Raw genomic sequence first — 19,491 nt, forward strand, 5'->3', positions numbered from 1 at the left:
TTTTCATCATCAACAGGATCAAAGTGTAGTCTTTGTCACAAACAGGTGGTGAAGAAGGGCGATATTTAGGGCGTTATCCGAAATTTGCTTTACATTGAGGAAATCCGTCACCGGCCTGTGCCGGTTGTACTTGGGCGACCTGTTGGGTCTGCCAGGAGAAGAAAATGAAATGGTCTAATCGTATTCAAATTATCACCGGTCAAACGTATGCACATATCGCGTTGCATCTGCTGGTAATTGTGGCGCTGGTCTGGGGCTGGAAACATAACGCGCTGGTTGAAGTGTGCAGTACACTGGTTGTGGCCTATGCGGGGGTGTTTATCACCATGCTGGTCACGCAGCGTAGTGCTCGTTTGCGCACCCTGGGCGATTACCTTGAAGAAGCGACCACCACTTACTATTTTGGGGCGGCAATGATGACGCTGTTTTTAGTGTCGCGCGTCTTTCATAACAGTCTGCTGTTGGCCTGCCTTGGCCTGGTGATGTTAGTGGGGCCGGCGCTGGTGTCGCTGTTGGCGAAAGAGCCAACAGGGCGCGTCGAGAAAAAACGTAGCTAAGCTGAAGGCCACCTCACGGTGGCCTTCCTGTTGATAGCGTGCGCGTTCTGTCAGAAAATGTGAGCTATCTCGCACCGCCGCCATAAAGCTGCTACACTGGCTCGCTTACGCATCGTAGTTTGTGCCCTTTTCACGCGTCAGCCCCAGCTGGCGTCACTATCCCTCTGAAAACTACACCGTGAATCACGGCCAGAGCGGACCGGAGTAAAACACTTAATGTCTTTTGACTCTCTCGGCCTGAGTGCCGATATTTTGCGTGCGGTCGCCGAACAAGGCTACAGCGAACCCACACCGATTCAGCGCCAGGCGATTCCTGTGGTGCTGTCAGGCCGCGATCTGCTGGCAAGCGCCCAGACCGGCACCGGTAAAACAGCTGGTTTTACCTTACCGTTGTTACAAAAGTTGTCGGCGAAAGCCACTGCGCGTGGCCGTCGCCCGGTGCGCGCGCTAATTCTGACCCCAACCCGTGAACTGGCGGCGCAGGTCGGCGAAAACGTCAGCGAATACAGCAAATATTTACCGCTGCGTTCACTGGTGGTGTTTGGTGGTGTCAGCATCAATCCGCAAATGATGAAACTGCGTGGCGGCGTCGATATTCTGGTTGCGACGCCAGGCCGCCTGCTGGATCTGGCACATCAGAATGCAGTGGACCTATCGCAGGTTGAAGTGCTGGTGCTGGATGAAGCGGATCGCATGCTTGACATGGGTTTCATCCACGACATTCGTCGCGTATTAGCAAAACTGCCAGCCAGACGTCAAAACCTGCTGTTCTCTGCCACCTTTTCTGATGAGATTAAAACGCTGGCAGAAAAGCTGCTTCACAACCCGGAACAGGTGGAAGTCGCACGCCGTAACACCGCGTCTGAACAGGTTTCGCAACAGGTGGTTTTTGTTGATAAAAAGCGCAAGCGCGAACTGCTGTCGCAGCTGATCGGTGAAGGTAACTGGCAACAGGTGCTGGTGTTTACCCGAACCAAACACGGTGCAAACCATCTGGCTGAACAGCTTGGTAAAGATGGAATTACCGCCGCCGCGATCCACGGCAATAAAAGCCAGGGCGCACGTACACGTGCACTGGCTGACTTTAAGTCAGGCGGCATTCGCGTGCTGGTCGCGACGGACATCGCCGCACGCGGCCTCGATATTGAGGAACTGCCACACGTGGTTAACTACGAGCTGCCAAATGTCGCAGAAGATTACGTCCATCGCATCGGTCGTACCGGGCGTGCTGCGGCAACTGGCGCAGCACTGTCGCTGGTATGCGTTGACGAACATAAACTGCTGCGTGACATCGAGCGTCTGCTGAAGCGTGAGATTCCGCGTCTGGCCGTTGCCGGTTACGACCCGGATCCAGGCATCAAAGCGGAACCGATTCAAAACGGTCGCCAGCAGCAAACGCGTGGTGGCGGCGGCGGGCGTGGGCGTGGTCCCGGCTCATCGATGCCACGGCCTTCTGGTGACAAACGGCCTCAGCAGGCACGTCGTCAGGGTCCGGCCTCGGCTGATAAACCGGCACGTCCACGTCGCCCGGCAGTGAAACGTTCCGGGAATAGCTAAGCGATGAGGGTCTTACTGGCGCCGATGGAAGGCGTGCTCGATTCGCTGTTGCGTCAGCTGTTGTCGGAAGTCAACGATTACGATTTGTGCATTACCGAGTTTTTGCGCGTGGTCGATCAGCTGTTGCCAGTAAAATCCTTTTATCGCCTCTGCCCCGAGTTGCATAACGCCAGCCGCACGCCCTCCGGCACGCGGGTGCGTTTACAGCTGCTGGGGCAGTATCCTGAATGGCTCGCCGAAAATGCTGCTCGCGCGGTGGAGCTGGGTTCCTGGGGCATCGATCTCAACTGCGGCTGTCCTTCCAAAGTGGTAAATGGCAGCGGTGGCGGAGCGACGTTGCTCAAAGATCCTGAGCTGATTTATCGCGCTGCTAAAGCGATGCGTGAAGCCGTGCCTGACGAATTGCCGGTAACGGTAAAAGTACGTCTTGGCTGGGATTCCAGCGCGCGTAGCATGGAAATTGCTGATGCGGTACAGCAGGCCGGGGCCAGCGAGCTGGCGGTACATGGCCGCACCAAAGAGGACGGTTACCGCGCCGAAGCCATTAACTGGCAGGCGATTGGTGAAATCCGTCAACGATTGCGCATCCCGGTTATCGCCAACGGTGAAATCTGGGACTGGCAAAGCGCGCAAGATTGTCTGCGTATTACCGGCTGTAACGCAATTATGCTCGGACGCGGTGCTCTTAACGTGCCGAACCTGAGCCGGGTGGTGAAGTACCACGAAGCGCCGATGCCCTGGCCTGACGTGGTCGCGTTACTGCAAAAATACACTCACCTCGAAAAGCAGGGCGATACCGGACTTTATCATGTTGCCCGTATCAAGCAGTGGCTGGGCTATCTACGCAAAGCCTATGGCGAAGCAGAGGGTTTATTCAGTGAAATCCGCACGTTAAAAACTTCCAGTGCCATAGCTGGCGCCATCAATCGTCATGCGGCTGCTGGCAGTTTGTGATAAAAAAATCAGGCGACTGGGTAGCAGGCTAAAGGTATGATGGATGAAATTTTCACATAGCTTACAAGTCCGCCATGTCTGACGTCGCCGTATTGAGTAACAGCCAGCTCAATAAACGTATTCTTTCCGTCATTGTTTTTACCTTCTTTTGTTATCTTTCTGTTGGCCTGCCGCTGGCGGTGCTGCCCGGTTTTGTCAAAAACCAGCTGGGTTTCAGCTCGTTTATCGCCGGGCTTATTATCAGTTTGCAGTATTTCTCAACGTTGCTCAGTCGCCCTCAGTCGGGCCGCCTTGCCGATCGCCTTGGGCCAAAACGTGTGGTTATGCTGGGGCTGATCTGCTGCGGCATGAGCGGGGTGCTGACGATTATTGCGGCGTTAGTGCGCCATTTACCGATGCTCAGCCTGGCCCTGTTGGCGCTGGGCCGTTTGTTTCTCGGCATTGGTGAAAGCTTTAGCAGCACGGGTTCAACGTTGTGGGGCATGAATATTGTCGGACCGATGCAAACCGCTCGCGTCATTTCGTGGAATGGCGTCGCGACCTATCTGGCGATGGCGATTGGTGCGCCGCTCGGGGTGATGCTTAATGCAGGGTTTGGCATGAGCGGCTTCGCCGGACTGATTGCCTTAATGGGTATAGGTGGTTATCTGCTGGCTAACAGCAAACCGGCGGTCAGCGTTAGTGTGGGTGAACGCATTCCTTTTCATCGTGTCTTTTCGCGTGTCTGGCTATATGGCATGGCGTTGGGCTTTGGCACTATCGGTTTTGGTGTTATCGCCACCTTTATTACGCTCTACTTTGCCAGCCGTGACTGGCATGGAGCGGCGCTGGCGCTGTCGGTATTTAGCCTTGGATTTGTGCTGGTGCGCTTGAGTTTTGGTCGCTTTATTACCCGTTTTGGTGGCCTTAACGTATCGCTTGTTTCCTTCCTGCTGGAATGCCTGGGATTAATCATCATCTGGCAAGCTGACAGCGCACTGCTGGTGGGGGGTGGCGCATTTCTTACCGGCTGCGGCTTTTCGCTGATCTTCCCGGCGCTGGGTGTTGAAGCGGTGAAACAGGTTGAACGTCAGGATCACGGCTCGGCGCTGGGCACCTATTCGGCATTTCTGGATTTGGGGCTGGGATTAACGGGGCCGGTCGCGGGCTTGTTTATCGGTCACTGGGGCATGCAGTCGGTGTATCTGGCGGCGGCAATGATGGTTTTGGGCGCGCTGTTAATTACGCTGCGGTTGCGGTTGCAAAGCACCCGACGTTAATCGGTGCACAACCTGATGCCGTGCACCGACGCGTAAATCTCCCGATCATGGCTGTCGCAGAACGCTTACAGCGGTCGCTGATTAAAAGTGGATAAACAGCCCATAAAGCAGAGCGGCAAGTAGGACGGAAGCCGGTAGCGTCAGCGCCCAGGCAATGGCGAGGTTGCGCAGGGTAGCGATCTGCAATCCTGAGCGGTTTGCTGCCATAGTGCCGGCAACGCCTGAAGAGAGAACATGCGTTGTAGATACCGGCAGGCCGAAGCTGTCAGTCGCCCCAATGGTTATCATCGCCACGAGCTCGGCGCTTGCTCCCTGCGCATAGGTAAGATGAGTTTTGCCGATGCGCTCCCCCACCGTAACCACAATTCGGCGCCAGCCAACCAGGGTTCCCAGCCCCAGCGCAATTGCCACCACCACTTTGACCCACATTGGGATAAAACGCGTGGCGTTGTCCAGCTCACGCTTCACTGCCGTTAAATTGCGATGGGTTTCCTCCGGCAACTTCACCTCAGCAGTTTGCAGATGCCTGATGGATTCTGACGCCAGATACATTTGATTTCGGGTATTGGCAACCGACTGCGCTGGAATATTTTCCATTGCGCCATAACGGCGGATCTGATCGCCAATGTCGCTCAGCGTCATGGCCAGCGCGGGTAAAACCTGGGGAGTCATGACGTTGCTGCGCACAAATTCGGTCAGGACATTACGCGGGGCAGACGGCGGGCTGGATTTGCCATAACTGCTGTTGCGTAAGCTGTGTTAACGCGGCGACACGCGGGATTTGATCGGGTGGCAGCGAACGGTTGAGGGCGTAGGCGATCGGCATCGTGCCGACCAGAATGAGCATAATCAGGCCCATACCTTTTTGCCCATCGTTTGAACCATGCGCAAAGGAAACGCCGGTGCAGGTCAGAATTAATAAGCCGCGAATCCATACGGGCGGCGGCCGATCGCTTTCCGGGGCCTGATAAAGCTGGCGGTTGCGTATAAATATTTTCAGTATCCACAACAGCAAGGCGGCGCAGACGAAGCCGATAACGGGAGACAGCAACAGCGAATAACCCACTTTCAGCACCTGATCCCAGTCAACACCACGCAGGCTGCTGCGTCCCTGCAACATGGCATTTGCGACGCCTACCCCAATAACTGAACCAATTAATGTGTGCGATGACGATGATGGCAAACCAAAATACCAGGTACTGAGGTTCCAGATAATCGCAGAAAATAGCAGGGCGTAAATCATGGCGAAGCCATTGTTGCTGGCGGTCTGCAGAATCAGCTCCACCGGCAGCAAGGAAATTATGCCGAATGCCACCACGCCACTGGAGAGCAACACGCCGAGAAAGTTACATATTCCTGACCATATCACCGCGACGCCTGGCGTCAGGGAGCGGGTATAAATCACCGTTGCCACGGCATTCGCCGTGTCGTGAAAGCCATTAATAAACTCAAAACCCAGCGCTATCAGCAGCGCCAGACCCAGCAGCAGGAAGGGAACATAGCTGGTCACCGCCGTGCCTGTTTCCTCAACATCCTTGAATAAATTCAGCCCGGCAAATAGCAGACCTGCCGCCAGAAGAGTGAGAAACAGCGGTTTTGAGAATCGGCTACCTTTACCGTTGAAATCAGGACGTCCTTGTGTTGAGGGAGTAGACGACAGACTATTTTCGCTCATGGCACACCTCGGGTTTCACATGCCAGATGTCAGTTTGCATCCGCTATGGGCAGTGTGATACGCGCTTTGTATGACAGTAAAATGATCGGCGTCGGCGCGGAGCACCTTTCTGCAACCGCTATTGTTCAGAGTATGGCAGGCAGCCTGATGCCTGTAATTAACGGCGTTTTTTATTCATAATGAAAAACCCCTACTCGTTGGATGTTCAACTTTCGGGGTTCATGGCACAGCGGGTTATCGCTAACGAAGCAATGATTATGAATTGTCGTCGTTAGCAGCGGCGGGCTGAGGTTGTGTTTGCTGGGCAGCGTTTGGATCCATGGCGTTTGCGCCCTGGGCGGTCACTGGCGTCATCGGTTCTTCTTTCGGCTGTGCGTTCTGACCTTCTGGCACATCGACCGGCGTAGTCTGCACATTATTCGCAACAGCGTTAACTTTAACCGGCATACCGGAGCGGCGCTGAATCGCCCGGTTAACTGCGTCCTGGTTCACACTGTTATCAACCAGCACCTTACTTACCGCCTGGGTCAGCGTAATCGGTACAAGCTCGCCTGAATTGAACTGTTCTTCGGTAGTAGAAAGCGGATTATGCACTTCTACATAACGTGAGCCATCGGCTTCCACCGTCGCTTTCACCGGTTGATCGACGAACTGTACGCGCGTACCCACCGGCACGTTCTGGAACAGCCATTTGATGTCGTCGGCGCGTAAACGTACGCAACCGTGACTTACGCGTAAGCCGATACCAAAGTTGGCGTTAGTACCGTGGATGGCATACAGACGGCCAATATACAGCGCATACAGGCCCATTGGGTTATCCGGGCCAGCCGGGAACATTTCCGGTAAGTTTTCACCGCGTGCAGCATATTCTGCATGCATCGCTTTGGTGGGTGTCCAGGTCGGGCCATCTTTTTTGCGTTGTACGGTAGTGGTCCAGTTAATGGGCGTATCTCTACCCAGTTCACCGATACCGATAGGCAGAACCACGACGGTTTTGCTGCCCTTCGGATAGTAATACAGACGCATTTCCGCGCTATTAATGACAATGCCCTCACGCGGTGCGTCAGGCAGAATCAACTGTTGCGGGATAATTATTTTACGGCCAGCCTGCGGCAGATAAACGTCAACGCCTGGGTTAGCTTCCAGCATATTACTGAGGCCCATTTGATACTGCGCCGCAAAAGCTTCCAGTGGCAATTTGCTGTCTTGTGGGACGGTAATTTCAATATTTTCCCCAACCAGCCGGCTGTTTGCCGCAGGTAAAGGATAAACCACAGCGAAGGCAGACTGGCTGAAAGCGGCCAGGGCCAAAGCGATTGTAGCGAACGCGCGAATACTCATTTTCATATTTTACAAGTCGTTATCGCCATATTTCAGGCTTGTCAGTGTATTGAAAGCGTGCCGGTCAGGGTGACCCGCTGCGCATTATATGTTCATTAAACTGATGTTGTGAATCAGGATCTTAGCTGTCCTGACACAGTTTACGAAACTTCTCACCTTAACCAGGTGTTTCATATAGCTATTTTAGACGAAATATCCCTCTTTCAGGGCTGCCACAATGTCACTTCACCGCTGAGTTTGCGGTTCAGGAAAAAAGCGGCACTGATCAACGCCAGATGGGTGAGCGCCTGCGGAAAATTGCCCAACGCATGGCCACGGCTGTCGAACTCTTCAGCATACAGTCCCAACGGATTGGCGTAGCTGAGCAGCTTTTCAAATTCAAATTGCGCCTCCTGAATGCGTCCGGCACGCGCCAGGCATTCGACGTACCAGAACGAACAGGCACCAAACGAACCTTCCGATCCCTTCAGCCCATCGGCAGGAGTCTGGCTAATATTGTAGCGGCGTACCATGCCGTCGCTGACCAGCTGGGTTTTAATCGCGTCGAGCGTGGCCAGCCAGTCAGGATCGGTGGCACCGACAAAACGCACCAGCGGCATTAACAGCATTGACGCATCAAGGTATTCACCGTGACGCGTTGAGACAAAGTGACCGCGATCGCTGTTCCAGAAGTTCTGCCAAATATCTTCGCGAATATCGCGGCGCGCGCGATCCCAGCGTTCATAAGGCATCGGTAATGAACGTTTCATACCAAGGCGTAATGCACGATCCAGGGCTACCCAACACATCAACCGGGAATGCAGAAAATGCTCCGGCTCGCCGCGCATTTCCCAAATTCCGGCGTCCGGTTGATTCCAGCTGTCGCACAAGCGATCAATCATTTGCGAGACATGGCTCCAGCCGCGCTGGGAAATCGCTTCGCCGTATTTATTGGCGAGATAGATGGCGTCCATGAGTTCGCCATAAATATCCAGCTGGATTTGCTGCCAGGCGTCATTCCCGATGCGTACTGGCCGGGAATGACCGTAACCCGAAAGGTTAAGCAGCTCCATTTCGTGTAGTTCGGTGCTGCTGTCGAGGCGATACATCACCTGTAAACGCATCTCGTCATGATGGCTGTTTTCAACACAACGCCCAACCCATTTGGTGAAGTGCTTAGCTTCACCAACGTAGCCGAGACGCATTAAGGCATACATGCTGAATGACGCGTCACGGATCCAGGAGGCGCGATAATCCCAGTTACGCTCTCCGCCTAACTCTTCTGGCAAACCAAAGGTAGCAGCGGCAGCAATGGAACCGTGCCGGTGTGAGGTCAGTAATTTCAATGCCAGTGCCGAGCGCTGCACCATTTCCTGCCAGCGGCCGCGATAATTACTTTTCGCGCACCAGCGCCGCCAGTAAGCCAGCGTCTCTTCAAAGCAGCGTTCAGTGGCAATGGCTTCAACATGCGCATCGTCAACGCTACCCAATTCAAATTCGGCGTGTTCCCCGGCTTTCAGGACAAATCTGGCCGTGGCGGCATTGTCATCCAGCGTCATCACGACCGTCGCGGCAAGGCGCAACGACGGCTGGCCGTCAGCGTGAAAATCAATACAGCCGCGCTGAGCTTCGGCGCGGGTCTGTGCACGCGCATAATCATGACGCGGTGCACAACGCATGGTGAAATGCGTGCTGCCACGCACCATTTTTACCCGTCGAATCAGGCGGGGCAGTTTATCGGCATCATCGCAAATTGGCATATAATCAGTGATTTCAGCCACGCCTTCATTACCCAGCCAGCGCGTTTGCAGGATATTGGTGTCGGGGAGATAAAGCTGCTGGCGGCGAACGTTTTTCCAGTCCGGTGCAAGAGAAAACAAGCCGCTGGTTTCCCCATCAAGCAGCGCGCTAAATACCGAAGGACTGTCAAGTTCTGGCCAGCAGAGATAGTCAATCGTACCGTCGTTGGCGACCAGGGCGCAGGTGCGCAAATCGCCAATAACACCATGATCCTCAATTTTGCGTTTTACCGTACTCATCCATTACTCCCGGTTAGTGTTAACCCTAACTATAGCCAGGAGACGCAATGCGGCTCCGCTTGGGCACAGATAGTTAAGTTCTATACTTCTTTGACACACTTTTTAAGGAGGCAGCAAGCAATGACGACGCAATCCACTAAAGTAGCCGTGATTACCGCTTCGGATTCAGGTATCGGCAGCCGTTGTGCTGAAATGCTGGCAGCACAGGGCTTTGACATTGGCATTACCTGGCGCTCGGATGAAAAAGGCGCACAGGACACTGCGCGGCGGGTATGTGAACAAGGCCGTCGTGCCGAAGTCATTCAGCTTGATCTTGCCGATCCGCCACAGGGCGGTCAGTCTCTGCAACAGCTTATCGATAAATTTGGCCGCATTGATGTGTTAGTCAACAACGCGGGGACGAATATTAAAGCCGATTTCCTGGATGTGAAGTTCGAGGACTGGCGCAACGTTTTTAGCGTCAATGTTGATGGCGCATTTGTCTGTAGCCGGATTGCCGCGCAAAAAATGGTAGAGCAGGGCGAAGGGGGCCGTATTATCAACATCACATCGGTACATGAACACACGCCACTACCTGGTTCCGTGGCCTATACCTCATCCAAACACGCTATCGGCGGCTTAACCAAATCAATGGCGTTAAGCCTGCTGCCACACAATATTCTGGTGAATGCTGTTGCGCCCGGTGCCATTGCCACACCGATGAATGATATGACCGATGCAGACGTGCATAAGATAAAAATGCCGGAAATACCGGCAGGCCGGCCCGGCGACACGCATGAAATTGCCAGTATGGTGGCGTGGCTATGTTCAGAATGGGCAACATACACGACCGGTCAGTCGTTTATTATCGATGGCGGATTTATGCTGGCGAATCCGCAATTCAAAGGTTACTGATCTGCCCGTTTGGTGTGCCAGCGGCGAATCACCCAGCGTACAAGGAACGCAAATACTATCGCGCCGACCAGCCAAAGCACATGCTTTAAGTGCTGGTCGAGTGCGTGCAACCATGGCGTAATAATGCCGCCAGCAAAATAACCCAGCGTGACAAAAATCAGTGCCCAGATCGCCGCTCCAGCGACATTCAGCAGAAAGAACTTCATGGGTTTGAGCCGACTGGCGCCAATAATAATCGGACCAATCAAACGAAAGCCGTACATAAAGCGCACGCCAATGACAAACAGGCTGGGACGACGCTTTATCAGGCGGTTCGCCTTAATTATTTTATCCTGATGCTTTTTAAACCGACGTAAGATGCGCCTGCCATAGCGTCGGCCCAGCCAGTACAACAACTGATCGCCCACCACACCGCCCGCCATCGCGGCTAAAACGACGCCGCTAAAATGCAACAAGCCTTCATGCGCCGAGACCCCGCCGAGCAGGGTAAAGGTTTCTCCTTCAGCAATGCAGCCGATAAACAGCGCCAGATAACCGTATTCGGTGATTAACCCATTAATATCAAAATGCAAAACTGACCTCCCTGTTTGATGACCGCCAGCTTCAGTTTATACGCTAACCGCCTGGGCTTCCGCTCAGTCGCGTAAGTAATGGCCTTTTTCAGCTGATTTATTCAGCAATCGCCGCAGAAATTGCGGCGACGTTTATACTTGAAGATGAAGCTGCCCTTAAGACAAGTCTGCAGGTGAGAAGGGGCGGCCCATCGCATCAGAGGAGTGTTTGTATGAATCATGTCTGGGGTCTTCTGTCGCATCCGAACCAGGAAATGCGCGACATCAAGCAAGAGAACGAAAGCGTTTCGCACCATTACGCCCACCATGTTCTGTTAATGGCTGCCATTCCGGTGATCTGCGCCTTTATTGGTACAACACAGCTGGGCTGGAATCTGGGCGAAGGGCGTTTTGTGCAACTTAATCTGCTGACCGGGATTGGGCTCGGTATTCTGTTTTATCTGATTATTCTGGGCGGCGTGGCAGTTATGGGACGGGTCATACACTGGATGGCGCGTGATTACCCGCAACGTCCTAATGTCCAGCGTTGTACGGTGTTTGCAGGCTATGTGGCGACTCCCCTGTTTTTGAGCGGGCTGGTGGCGCTCTATCCGCTGGTATGGCTGTGTGTTTTTGTTGGTGCGCTGGCACTGGTCTATACCGGTTATTTGCTGTATGTCGGTATTCCGCTGTTCCTGAATATCGATCGTGAAGAGAGCCTGCGGTTTTCTGGTTCAACGCTGGCCATTGGCGTGCTGGTGTTTGAAGTGCTGTTAGCCATGACCGTGATCCTGTGGGGTTACGGACCACGACTGTTTTAATCCTGTCGCTGCCGCCGCACTGGCGGCAGCTTTTTTAACGCCCGGAAACAATCTCGCCAGGAAAAGGGGGAGACTTCAGCGTATGATGCTGCAGCCAGCCCGCGTGCTCACTGACTGATCGGGAGCGGGCGGCCTGTGTCTGAACACAGCGCACAATCTTAACCGGGTCTTTTTCTTACGATGCCTGCAAAAATTCGTTTTTCACTGCTGTCGCTGGCGCTGCTCGTTTCCGGGCAGATACAGGCGCTTCCGGCTCATGCGGCGACGTCGCTGTCGCAGCTGGCACCGATTGCTCAGCCACAAATTGCTTCTGGCAGTGCGATGATCGTCGATCTCAGCACTAATAAAGTGCTGTTCTCCAGCCATCCAGATCGTGTGCGACCCGTTGCGTCTATCACTAAATTAATGACGGCGATGGTGGTGCTGGACGCCCATTTACCGTTGGACGAAATGCTGACGGTAGATGTGAGTCAGACGCCTGAAATGCGCGGCGTATTTTCTCGCGTTAAGCTCAACAGCCAAATCAGCCGCCGCAATATGCTGCTGCTGGCGTTGATGTCATCAGAGAACCGTGCTGCAGCCAGCCTCGCGCATGCCTATCCCGGCGGCTATAACGCCTTCATTCGTGCGATGAACGCTAAAGCGCGCGCCCTCGGCATGACCCACACCCACTACGTCGAACCAACGGGCTTGTCCATTCAGAATGTCTCCAGCGCAGAGGATCTGATCAAGCTGCTGAAAGCCACGCGTGAATACCCGCTGCTGGGACAGCTCAGCACGACGAAACAAGACACTGCGGTATTTGCGCATCCCGCTTATGCGCTGCCATTCCGTAACACTAACCATCTGGTTTATAAAGATGACTGGCGTATTCAGTTGACCAAAACGGGTTACACCGATGAAGCGGGGCATTGCCTGGTAATGCGCACCCAAATCAACCATCGTCCGGTTGCGTTAGTGGTGCTGGATGCGTTCGGTAAATACACGCATTTTGCCGATGCGAACCGCCTGCGCGACTGGTTAGAAACGGGCAAAGCCGCGCCAGTCCCTGCTGCTGCGCTGGCTTATAAAAAACAGAAAGCGTCGCAGGTGGCCAGCAATGCGGCCAGCAGCTCCGCAATGGAGTAAAATCATTCGGTGCTCACTTCGGTGGGCACCATGAGAATTACCCCCTATTCCTATAGTTTCATGACCCGCAAAATCCTACACTACGCGCGAACGGCGAGGGAATATCGCCTGATTATTGTGCCGGAATCTCATTCTCATGTTTAAGTTAAAATCCTTTTTTGCGCTATTAATGCTGACTCTGGTGGTCTTTGCCCCTGGGCTCAGCCTGGCAGCGGACGATGCGGCGAGCGCCGCACAGGAACAAGAGGCGCAACCCAAGGTGAATGCCGCGGTTGAGCTGCCAAAAATGCAAAAGATCCTCGACAAGATCAAAGGTCAGGTATCGGATGAAACCAGTGAAAACAAACTCAGTCAGCTAAATGAGATGGCGCTGGAACTGTCAGGTAATGCCGATACGCTGGGACAGGCATTGCTGCCGGATCGTCAGCAGCTGGAAGCCCAGCTGGCGGTGCTTGGACCGGCACCGAAGTCAGACAGTGATATGAAAGAGACCGCGGAAGTCACGCGTAAACGTAACGCGCTTGAGAGCCAAAAGAGCAAAATGGACGCGCAGATCAAGCAGGCCGAAGGCATTAAAAACGGTGCACTGACGCTCTCTTCGCAAATCGTTAACCTGCGTCGCGATCAGCTGAAAAGTCAGCTGGCGCTAAACTCCGGCAGTATTTTCGGCCCACGTTTCTGGGCGCCGGTGTTCAATAGCCAGGATCTTGATGGCGAAAAGATCAGTGATTTCCTTGACGAGTTGCAAGATACCGCCGGGCTGTCCTGGGAACCGGGCTGGCGTTTCGGCACTATCGCCTGGCTGATTGCCGCCATACTGGTGATGGTGCCGGGCCGTCGTTACAGCGAAGAGTTTCTCGCCAGCATCAGCATTCATAAAATGCCTGAAGGCCGACTGCGCCGCAGCTTTCTCGCTGCGGCCATTGCGCTAACGACCCTGGTTGCGGTGGTGCTGACGTTCAACTTTATTGCGCTGGCTTTTACACGCCGTGATGAAGTGTCTACCGATGTACAGGACTTTGTTGATCGTCTGGTGCAGCTTAGCGTCTATTGTGGACTGATTGCGGGTTTAGGACGTGCCTTCTTATCTACGCGTCGTCCAAGCTGGCGCTTACCGGCGATTTCTAACGACGTCGCTCTGGCACTGAAGCCGTTCCCGCCGATTACGGCGTTGCTGGTGTTTATTTTCCAGACGGTAGAAGCGTTTAACTACAGCGTTGGCACCAGCCTGAATACCACCATTTTTGCTAACGGCCTGACCGCATTGCTGATTGGTAGCACCGCGCTGGCTATCAGCATACGCACCAATCGCGCTCGCCGTCGTATGGTGCAGGCAGGCACGCCGCCCGAAGCGCGCTCGACGTTAGTCGGGCTGATACATATGGCGCTGACGCTGACGGCGATTGCAATTCTGCTATCGCTGATTATCGGATACGTTACGCTGGCTCGCTTTCTGAGTTACGAGGTGATTTGGTGCGGTATTCTGTTCGGCTCGTTTTATTTCCTCAGTCATCTGCTCAACGACGGCTGTGAAAGTTTATTTTCCACCAACAACCCATCCGGCAGGCGTATTCAAAGTTCGCTAAATATTGATGAGCGCCACCTGCAACAAACGGCAACGGTATTAGCGGCCATTGGCAAAACTTTCCTGATTTTGTTTGTGGTACTGGCGTTACTGAACGCCACTTTCGCCTCCTCAACCCCGATTGAATTGTTGCAAAAAGCCATCGAATTCTGGGGCGGTAAGGGGCTGGAATCGCTCAATATTGTTCCGGCGCACATGGTCAATGCGCTGGTTTGCCTGATCGTCGGTATTTATGTGCTGCGTTCGGTACGTCGCTGGCTGGATAGCGATTTTCTGCCGAAAACGACCATGGATGTCGGTATGCGCGTCTCGCTGGTAACGCTGTTCAGCAATGTCGGCTATGTACTGATTATTCTGCTGACGCTGTCGATCATGGGTTTGCAGTGGAACAAGCTGGCCTGGATTGTTAGCGCCTTGTCGGTCGGTATCGGTTTTGGCTTGCAGGAGATCGTAAAGAACTTTATCTCAGGACTTATTCTGCTGACCGAACGTCCGGTGAAAGTGGGCGATCTGGTGAGCATTAGCGGAATAGAAGGGGATATTCGCCGCATCAACGTGCGTGCTACCGAGATTCAGCTTAGCGACAAATCAACGGTCATTGTGCCGAACTCGCAGCTTATTTCGCAAAACGTACGCAACGCGACCATGGGCAATGCGCAAGGGGTGGTCACCATCCTGCTGACTTTCCCACTGAACATCGATCCGGTACGGGTACGTGAAATTTTGCTGGAAGTGTATAACGAAAACGAACGCATCCTGGAAACACCTGAGCCGTCAGTATCGTTTAAAGATTTGACGCCGCAGGGCATTGTGCTCAGCGTCACCGGTAATGTGTCGAGTCAACGTCAGATCTCTGGAGCGAAAAGTGATTTGCTATTCGACATTCTTACCCGATTGCGTAAAGAGGGCATCGTACTGTCAGCGCCACAGACAATGATTATCGAACGTCGGCAACAAGCGGCGGCTGAAGAGCCGATGCCGTAAATATAAAAAGGCATTCACTATAAAGAATGCCTTTTCTATAAATTTTTTAAGAAAAATATCTTAAATTTGTTTTACCGCCCAACCTTTCTGTTTGCTGGTTTTTCCAATGCCGGGATTAAAACTGTTGGTCGGATCAAGTTGGCGATAAAACGAAGCCAGTTGCGGCCTGGCCTGATACAGATGCCCGACGTTGTGCTCTGCCGGATATTCTGCGCCGCGCGCCTGTAAGATCTCCAGCATCTTCTCCTTCAGCGCGTGCACATCTACGCCCTTTTTCACGATGTAATCCTGATGGAATACATGGCAGAAGAAATGGCCGTAGTAGAGGCTGTGGCTCAGCGATTGGGTGATTTCCGGCGGCAACGTTTCAAACCAGTCGCGATCGTTACGACGCAGAGCAATATCCAGTGCCAGAATATCTTCGACATCATCCGAATGCACCGCGTGATAGCGTACCGCAGCACCCGCGGCGGCAAAACGATGCAGAAACGCGTGTGCACCTTCTTTGGCTTTACACTCAAAGTACTCGCCACCGCCTTCACGAAAACAGTCTTTCAGATAATCACGCGCTTCCTGCACGCCATCACCGGACATTTTCAGCATCAGATGATGCGCGTACTTATCACGATATTGTTTCATTCGCTGCGGCAAATGCGCCGGAAACAGGCGGCTCAAACGCTGTAATACACGATCGCTGAAATGTGGCTTAACGAAAGACAGCTTTGCCAGCCAGGCGTCAACGCGACCTTTCAGGGTGAAAAACAGCGGCATCTTGTCAGTACCGAGCTTGTCGATCATCAGGAAGGTGTCTTTGCCGTAAACTTCAGCGATGTCATAAATATCACGATGCATATATTCGCCAGCAACCGGCAGGTTTTTGAAGTGCGCCAGAATATGACGGCGCATATCGCTCAGCACCCCGACATCGTTGGTGCCAATATAGAAAACCTGCTGTTGCGGTTCGATGGGTGATGCGCCGCGCGATAAATGCGCCCATTTCCGTGAGATAAATGGCACCGCTGCGGCGTTTCAATATTTGCAAAAGAATTACAATCCTACCGCGTCATCCTTCCTCTGACCATCTACCGGAAAATACCGGTAGAGTGTCGATAACCCCACCCCGTAGATAATAGCCAGCTGCTGACGGGTATGCCCCTTAGTCAATAGCCGACCAATCTGTTCCCGCTCATGCGGCTTTAATGCGTTGGGCCTTCCACCTATGCGTCCCTGTGCTCTGGCTGCTGCCAACCCGGCAAGTGTTCGTTCGACGATCAGCTCACGTTCCATCTCCGCCAGTGCAGACATCACATGGAAAAAGAAGCGCCCCATAGCACTGCTGGTATCAATACTGTCTGTTAAAGAGCGGAAGTGGGCACCACGTTTATGTAACTCTGATATCAGTGCAATCAGGTTCTTTACGCTGCGTCCCAGCCTGTCCAGTTTCCACACGACAAGGGTGTCTCCGCTATTAACGCACTTTAAAGCGCGTTTAAGGCCGGGACGACTGGCAACTTTTCCGCTCATACGGTCTTCAAAAATACGGTCACAGTTTGCGTTGGTGAGCGCATTACGCTGTAAATCGCTGTTCTGGTCGATTGTTGATACGCAGATATAACCAATGACGGCCATCAATTCTCCTCCTCTACATTATGTTGGGAGGATTTTTGCAGATTTCGCTAGGTGTAACTGCTTTTCCAAAAACCTTGGTTTGGGAGATGAGGATGGTTTCGTTGGCCGACTGATGAATACCCAGGTTTTAACCTCATCAGGTACGTATACCCCGACACCAGGAACAAAACGTATCAGGGTAACAATAACGGGCGGCGGCGGAGGCGGTGGCGGTTGCCAGGCCTCTGCGAGCAATGAAACGTTTTTCGGTGCTGGCGGCGGTGCGGGTGGAACAATAATTTCAATCATGACCCTGACAGAGGGTAGTTATTCTGTCGTTATCGGGGCGGGCGGGTCCGGCGGTGCCGGTGCGACAAATGGCCTCAACGGCGGTGATAGCTCATTCGCATCGTTAATTGCCCCTGGTGGCGTAGGCGGCGGAAAATCAGGAGTTTCAAACACCAACGGTGGTGCCGGAGGCGTGCCGAATACTGGTGACATTCGCATTATTGGTGGACAGGGAGGAGACGGTCAGTCCGGAAATGTCAGCGTCAGCGGTGCGGGCGGCGCATCGCACTGGGGTGGCGGTGGACGAGCAGGCTCAGGCGGCGGCGTCAGTGGTCGTGCGTATGGCTCAGGCGGCGGCGGTGCATACGATTCCGGTTATAGCGGAACTAAAATGACGGGCGGCAATGGCACTGCTGGGATTTGTATTATCGAGGAGTTCGCATAATGAGTACGTCATATGCAGTTATTGAAAATGGGATGATTGTGAATGTAATTGCCTGGGATGGGGAAACGGAGTTCACAGTGCCAGATAATCAGCAGCTCATCAATATTTCTGATATCAGTGAACAGCCCGGAATCGGCTGGGCGTATTCAGACGGGGAGTTTACTGCGCCGCCACCTCCAGAGCGCTCTCATGATGAACTGGTGGCCGATGCTGAACAGCAAAAACAGTGGCTGATAGACGCAGCAATGGCATCTATCAGCGTAATTCAATTGAAATTGCAGGCCGGACGCAAACTGACAGACGATGAAAACGCGAGGCTGAATGCGGTACTCGACTATATCGACGCAGTGGCAGCAATTGATACTGAAACTGCGCCGAGCATCAACTGGCCTGATCCACCGGCTGAGTAGGCCAACTGATATCAGGTGCTGTTGACGTATCAATGCGATTCAGCAGCACTCGATATTTTTTCCACGCGAGCAATAGAGACTGTTCATCATCTGTCGCTATATCCAAATCAACAGCATCCCGCAGCGGTGCTATTGCAGCTCCAGCAGCAGCGAGCAATTCAGATTTTCTGGACTCAGCGGCGGCAATCAATTCGTCGCGTGTCGGAGGTGGGACGTTCATCCAACACGGCATCCCATCATCACCAATACCTCGAATTTTTCCCGCTACTGAGTTTTTAAACTCGTCATAAACAGCGTCATCAACATCAATTGCATCTGACAAATTCCAGCCAGCATCTACATAGGTTGATAAATCCTGAATGGGGAAAAATGCATTATTTGATGCTGACCATACGTAGTTATTCATTTTCCAAATGCCCTCCAGCTAAAACCCGTACCGGTAACAGCAGTCCCTGATGGTGATGATGAAAACATCGTGAACTCGCTCAATGATGGTGGAAAGTATGAAACGTTATTTGCGGGAGTGACCCCCTGGCTGCTGATTAATCCGAGTATCGTGTAGCATTTCTCACTAAACGGAACAGGAAAGCGTATATTTACACTGCCGTCGGCACCCGTCACTGAAGTTCCCCATTGTTCAATTGTGCCGTCCGGGAGTTTTCTCCAGCCAGTATTACCGAAATTCCCGGTGAATGCCGACATATCAGGCACCTGATTTTTGCCGGTTCCCACATCCCGAGTTGCCGCTTTCCCTAAACCAAGGTTTTTGACAAACAGCGCTGGGTCAGGAATATCTGCGCCGTTCTGGTCTTTGGCCAGCTTCTCCGCCAGCTTGTTCAGTACCGTGGTCGCAAAATTCGGATCGTTTCCAAGGGCGTCCGCCAGCTCCTTCAGCGTATCCAGTGTCTCTGGTGCTGTGCCAGCAAGAGCCGCAATCGCTCTTGCCACAAACTCTGTCGTCACCAGTTTTTTACTGTTGTCGTTAGCAGCAGGTGTGGGGGCTGTCGGCGTGCCGGTGAATGTCGGGCTGGCCTTCGGTGCATATTGGGTATGCGGGTCTGCTGCCGCAATGTGTTTCGCAAGGTCAGAACCGCCTTTTTCAACCTGTTGTTTCAGGTACAACGTGCGGCTGGCCAGCTGTTTACCCTGCCGGTTAGAAATCCCGTCAGGCCCGCCTAGTACAGGGTCAGAGACCTCAATCTGGTAGATGCCTTCTTCCCACTGCGGGGTTTCAGGTAGGTTTGCCATAATTAACTGCTCCCGTGGTTATAGCTACCGTCATAGTTGACGGTGTTGTTGTAGCGAATGGCGACAGACTGATACTCAAGGCTCGCCAGATGGCAGCGGGCCGGAGCAAAGGCAGCGAGCGTCTGGCGTAACAGCGCCGCCTGATCGTTAGTAATGGGCTGCTGAAGG

At 53.3% G+C, this 19,491-nt stretch carries 15 protein-coding genes and 4 pseudogenes; 10 read left to right on the forward strand and 9 right to left on the reverse strand.

Annotated features, from left to right (window positions below):
- The first annotated feature begins 164 nt into the window (after positions 1-164).
- The 4 genes from QRY16_RS07945 (at position 165) to QRY16_RS07960 (ending at position 4,327) form a co-directional block, all read left to right on the forward strand.
- Positions 165-557 carry a YbhQ family protein gene (locus QRY16_RS07945; RefSeq protein WP_289776212.1) on the forward strand — a complete coding sequence of 131 codons (393 nt, stop codon included), beginning with the start codon at positions 165-167 and terminating at the stop codon, positions 555-557.
- A gap of 216 nt (positions 558-773) precedes the next feature.
- The gene (rhlE, locus tag QRY16_RS07950) at positions 774-2,114 is read left to right on the forward strand and encodes an ATP-dependent RNA helicase RhlE (RefSeq protein ID WP_289776213.1); all 1,341 of its coding nucleotides are present in this window, start codon (positions 774-776) and stop codon (positions 2,112-2,114) included.
- A gap of 3 nt (positions 2,115-2,117) precedes the next feature.
- A complete protein-coding gene (gene dusC / locus QRY16_RS07955) occupies positions 2,118-3,068 on the forward strand; it encodes a tRNA dihydrouridine(16) synthase DusC (RefSeq protein ID WP_289776214.1) in 951 nt (316 codons plus the stop codon).
- Positions 3,069-3,142: 74 nt separating this feature from the next.
- Entirely contained in the window at positions 3,143-4,327 is a 1,185-nt protein-coding gene (locus QRY16_RS07960; RefSeq protein WP_193403410.1) for an MFS transporter, read from the forward strand.
- 81 nt (positions 4,328-4,408) lie between these two features.
- Here QRY16_RS07960 and QRY16_RS07965 read toward each other — a convergent pair.
- The 3 genes and pseudogenes from QRY16_RS07965 to QRY16_RS07975 all read right to left on the reverse strand — a co-directional run bounded on the left by QRY16_RS07965 (position 4,409) and on the right by QRY16_RS07975 (position 9,361).
- Positions 4,409-6,002: pseudogene (locus tag QRY16_RS07965) on the reverse strand (inorganic phosphate transporter).
- A gap of 255 nt (positions 6,003-6,257) precedes the next feature.
- Positions 6,258-7,349: a L,D-transpeptidase family protein gene (locus tag QRY16_RS07970; protein ID WP_289776215.1), complete on the reverse strand. Its 1,092-nt coding sequence runs from the start codon at positions 7,347-7,349 to the stop codon at positions 6,258-6,260.
- Between the two features lie 197 nt (positions 7,350-7,546).
- The gene (locus QRY16_RS07975; RefSeq protein WP_289776216.1) at positions 7,547-9,361 is read right to left on the reverse strand and encodes a glycoside hydrolase family 15 protein; all 1,815 of its coding nucleotides are present in this window, start codon (positions 9,359-9,361) and stop codon (positions 7,547-7,549) included.
- A gap of 120 nt (positions 9,362-9,481) precedes the next feature.
- Between QRY16_RS07975 and QRY16_RS07980 the strand changes: the two genes are divergently transcribed.
- Positions 9,482-10,255: an SDR family oxidoreductase gene (locus tag QRY16_RS07980; RefSeq protein ID WP_289776217.1), complete on the forward strand. Its 774-nt coding sequence runs from the start codon at positions 9,482-9,484 to the stop codon at positions 10,253-10,255.
- Here the strand turns inward: QRY16_RS07980 and QRY16_RS07985 are convergent.
- Positions 10,249-10,827: a DedA family protein gene (locus QRY16_RS07985; RefSeq protein WP_289776218.1), complete on the reverse strand. Its 579-nt coding sequence runs from the start codon at positions 10,825-10,827 to the stop codon at positions 10,249-10,251. The genes QRY16_RS07980 and QRY16_RS07985 overlap by 7 nt on opposite strands.
- Positions 10,828-11,039: 212 nt before the next feature.
- On the opposite strand from QRY16_RS07985, the gene QRY16_RS07990 reads away from it, so the two are divergent.
- The 3 genes from QRY16_RS07990 (at position 11,040) to QRY16_RS08000 (ending at position 15,324) form a co-directional block, all read left to right on the forward strand.
- Complete coding sequence (locus tag QRY16_RS07990; RefSeq protein WP_289776219.1) at positions 11,040-11,627, forward strand: Yip1 family protein; 588 nt, start codon at positions 11,040-11,042, stop codon at positions 11,625-11,627.
- Positions 11,628-11,807: 180 nt separating this feature from the next.
- Positions 11,808-12,755 (forward strand): D-alanyl-D-alanine endopeptidase, encoded by a 948-nt coding sequence (pbpG, locus tag QRY16_RS07995; RefSeq protein WP_289776220.1) that lies wholly within the window; start codon positions 11,808-11,810, stop codon positions 12,753-12,755.
- A 136-nt stretch (positions 12,756-12,891) separates the two neighbouring features.
- Positions 12,892-15,324 (forward strand): DUF3772 domain-containing protein, encoded by a 2,433-nt coding sequence (locus tag QRY16_RS08000; protein WP_289776221.1) that lies wholly within the window; start codon positions 12,892-12,894, stop codon positions 15,322-15,324.
- A 60-nt stretch (positions 15,325-15,384) separates the two neighbouring features.
- On the opposite strand, the pseudogene dld reads toward QRY16_RS08000, so the two are convergent.
- Positions 15,385-16,287: pseudogene (gene dld / locus QRY16_RS08005) on the reverse strand (D-lactate dehydrogenase); the annotation flags it as partial.
- Positions 16,288-16,371: 84 nt separating this feature from the next.
- Positions 16,372-16,953: a recombinase family protein gene (locus QRY16_RS08010; RefSeq protein WP_289776222.1), complete on the reverse strand. Its 582-nt coding sequence runs from the start codon at positions 16,951-16,953 to the stop codon at positions 16,372-16,374.
- A 70-nt stretch (positions 16,954-17,023) separates the two neighbouring features.
- Here QRY16_RS08010 and QRY16_RS08015 point away from each other — a divergent pair.
- Together QRY16_RS08015 and QRY16_RS08020 are read left to right on the forward strand one after the other, a co-directional pair.
- A pseudogene (locus tag QRY16_RS08015) lies at positions 17,024-17,665 on the forward strand (glycine-rich domain-containing protein); the annotation flags it as partial.
- Positions 17,665-18,075: a tail fiber assembly protein gene (locus QRY16_RS08020; protein WP_289776223.1), complete on the forward strand. Its 411-nt coding sequence runs from the start codon at positions 17,665-17,667 to the stop codon at positions 18,073-18,075. The pseudogene QRY16_RS08015 and the gene QRY16_RS08020, both read left to right, overlap by 1 nt.
- Here QRY16_RS08020 and QRY16_RS08025 read toward each other — a convergent pair.
- The 3 genes and pseudogenes from QRY16_RS08025 to QRY16_RS08035 all read right to left on the reverse strand — a co-directional run.
- Positions 18,047-18,481 carry a tail fiber assembly protein gene (locus tag QRY16_RS08025; RefSeq protein WP_289776224.1) on the reverse strand — a complete coding sequence of 145 codons (435 nt, stop codon included), beginning with the start codon at positions 18,479-18,481 and terminating at the stop codon, positions 18,047-18,049. The two genes, QRY16_RS08020 and QRY16_RS08025, sit on opposite strands and share 29 nt — an antisense overlap.
- Positions 18,478-19,323 carry a gp53-like domain-containing protein gene (locus QRY16_RS08030; protein ID WP_289776225.1) on the reverse strand — a complete coding sequence of 282 codons (846 nt, stop codon included), beginning with the start codon at positions 19,321-19,323 and terminating at the stop codon, positions 18,478-18,480. Before QRY16_RS08030 ends, QRY16_RS08025 begins: the two co-directional genes overlap by 4 nt.
- 2 nt (positions 19,324-19,325) lie before the next feature.
- Positions 19,326-19,491: pseudogene (locus QRY16_RS08035) on the reverse strand (phage tail protein); the annotation flags it as partial.

This window comes from Mixta mediterraneensis, from assembly GCF_030283135.1.
Taxonomy (GTDB): domain Bacteria; phylum Pseudomonadota; class Gammaproteobacteria; order Enterobacterales; family Enterobacteriaceae; genus Pantoea; species Pantoea mediterraneensis.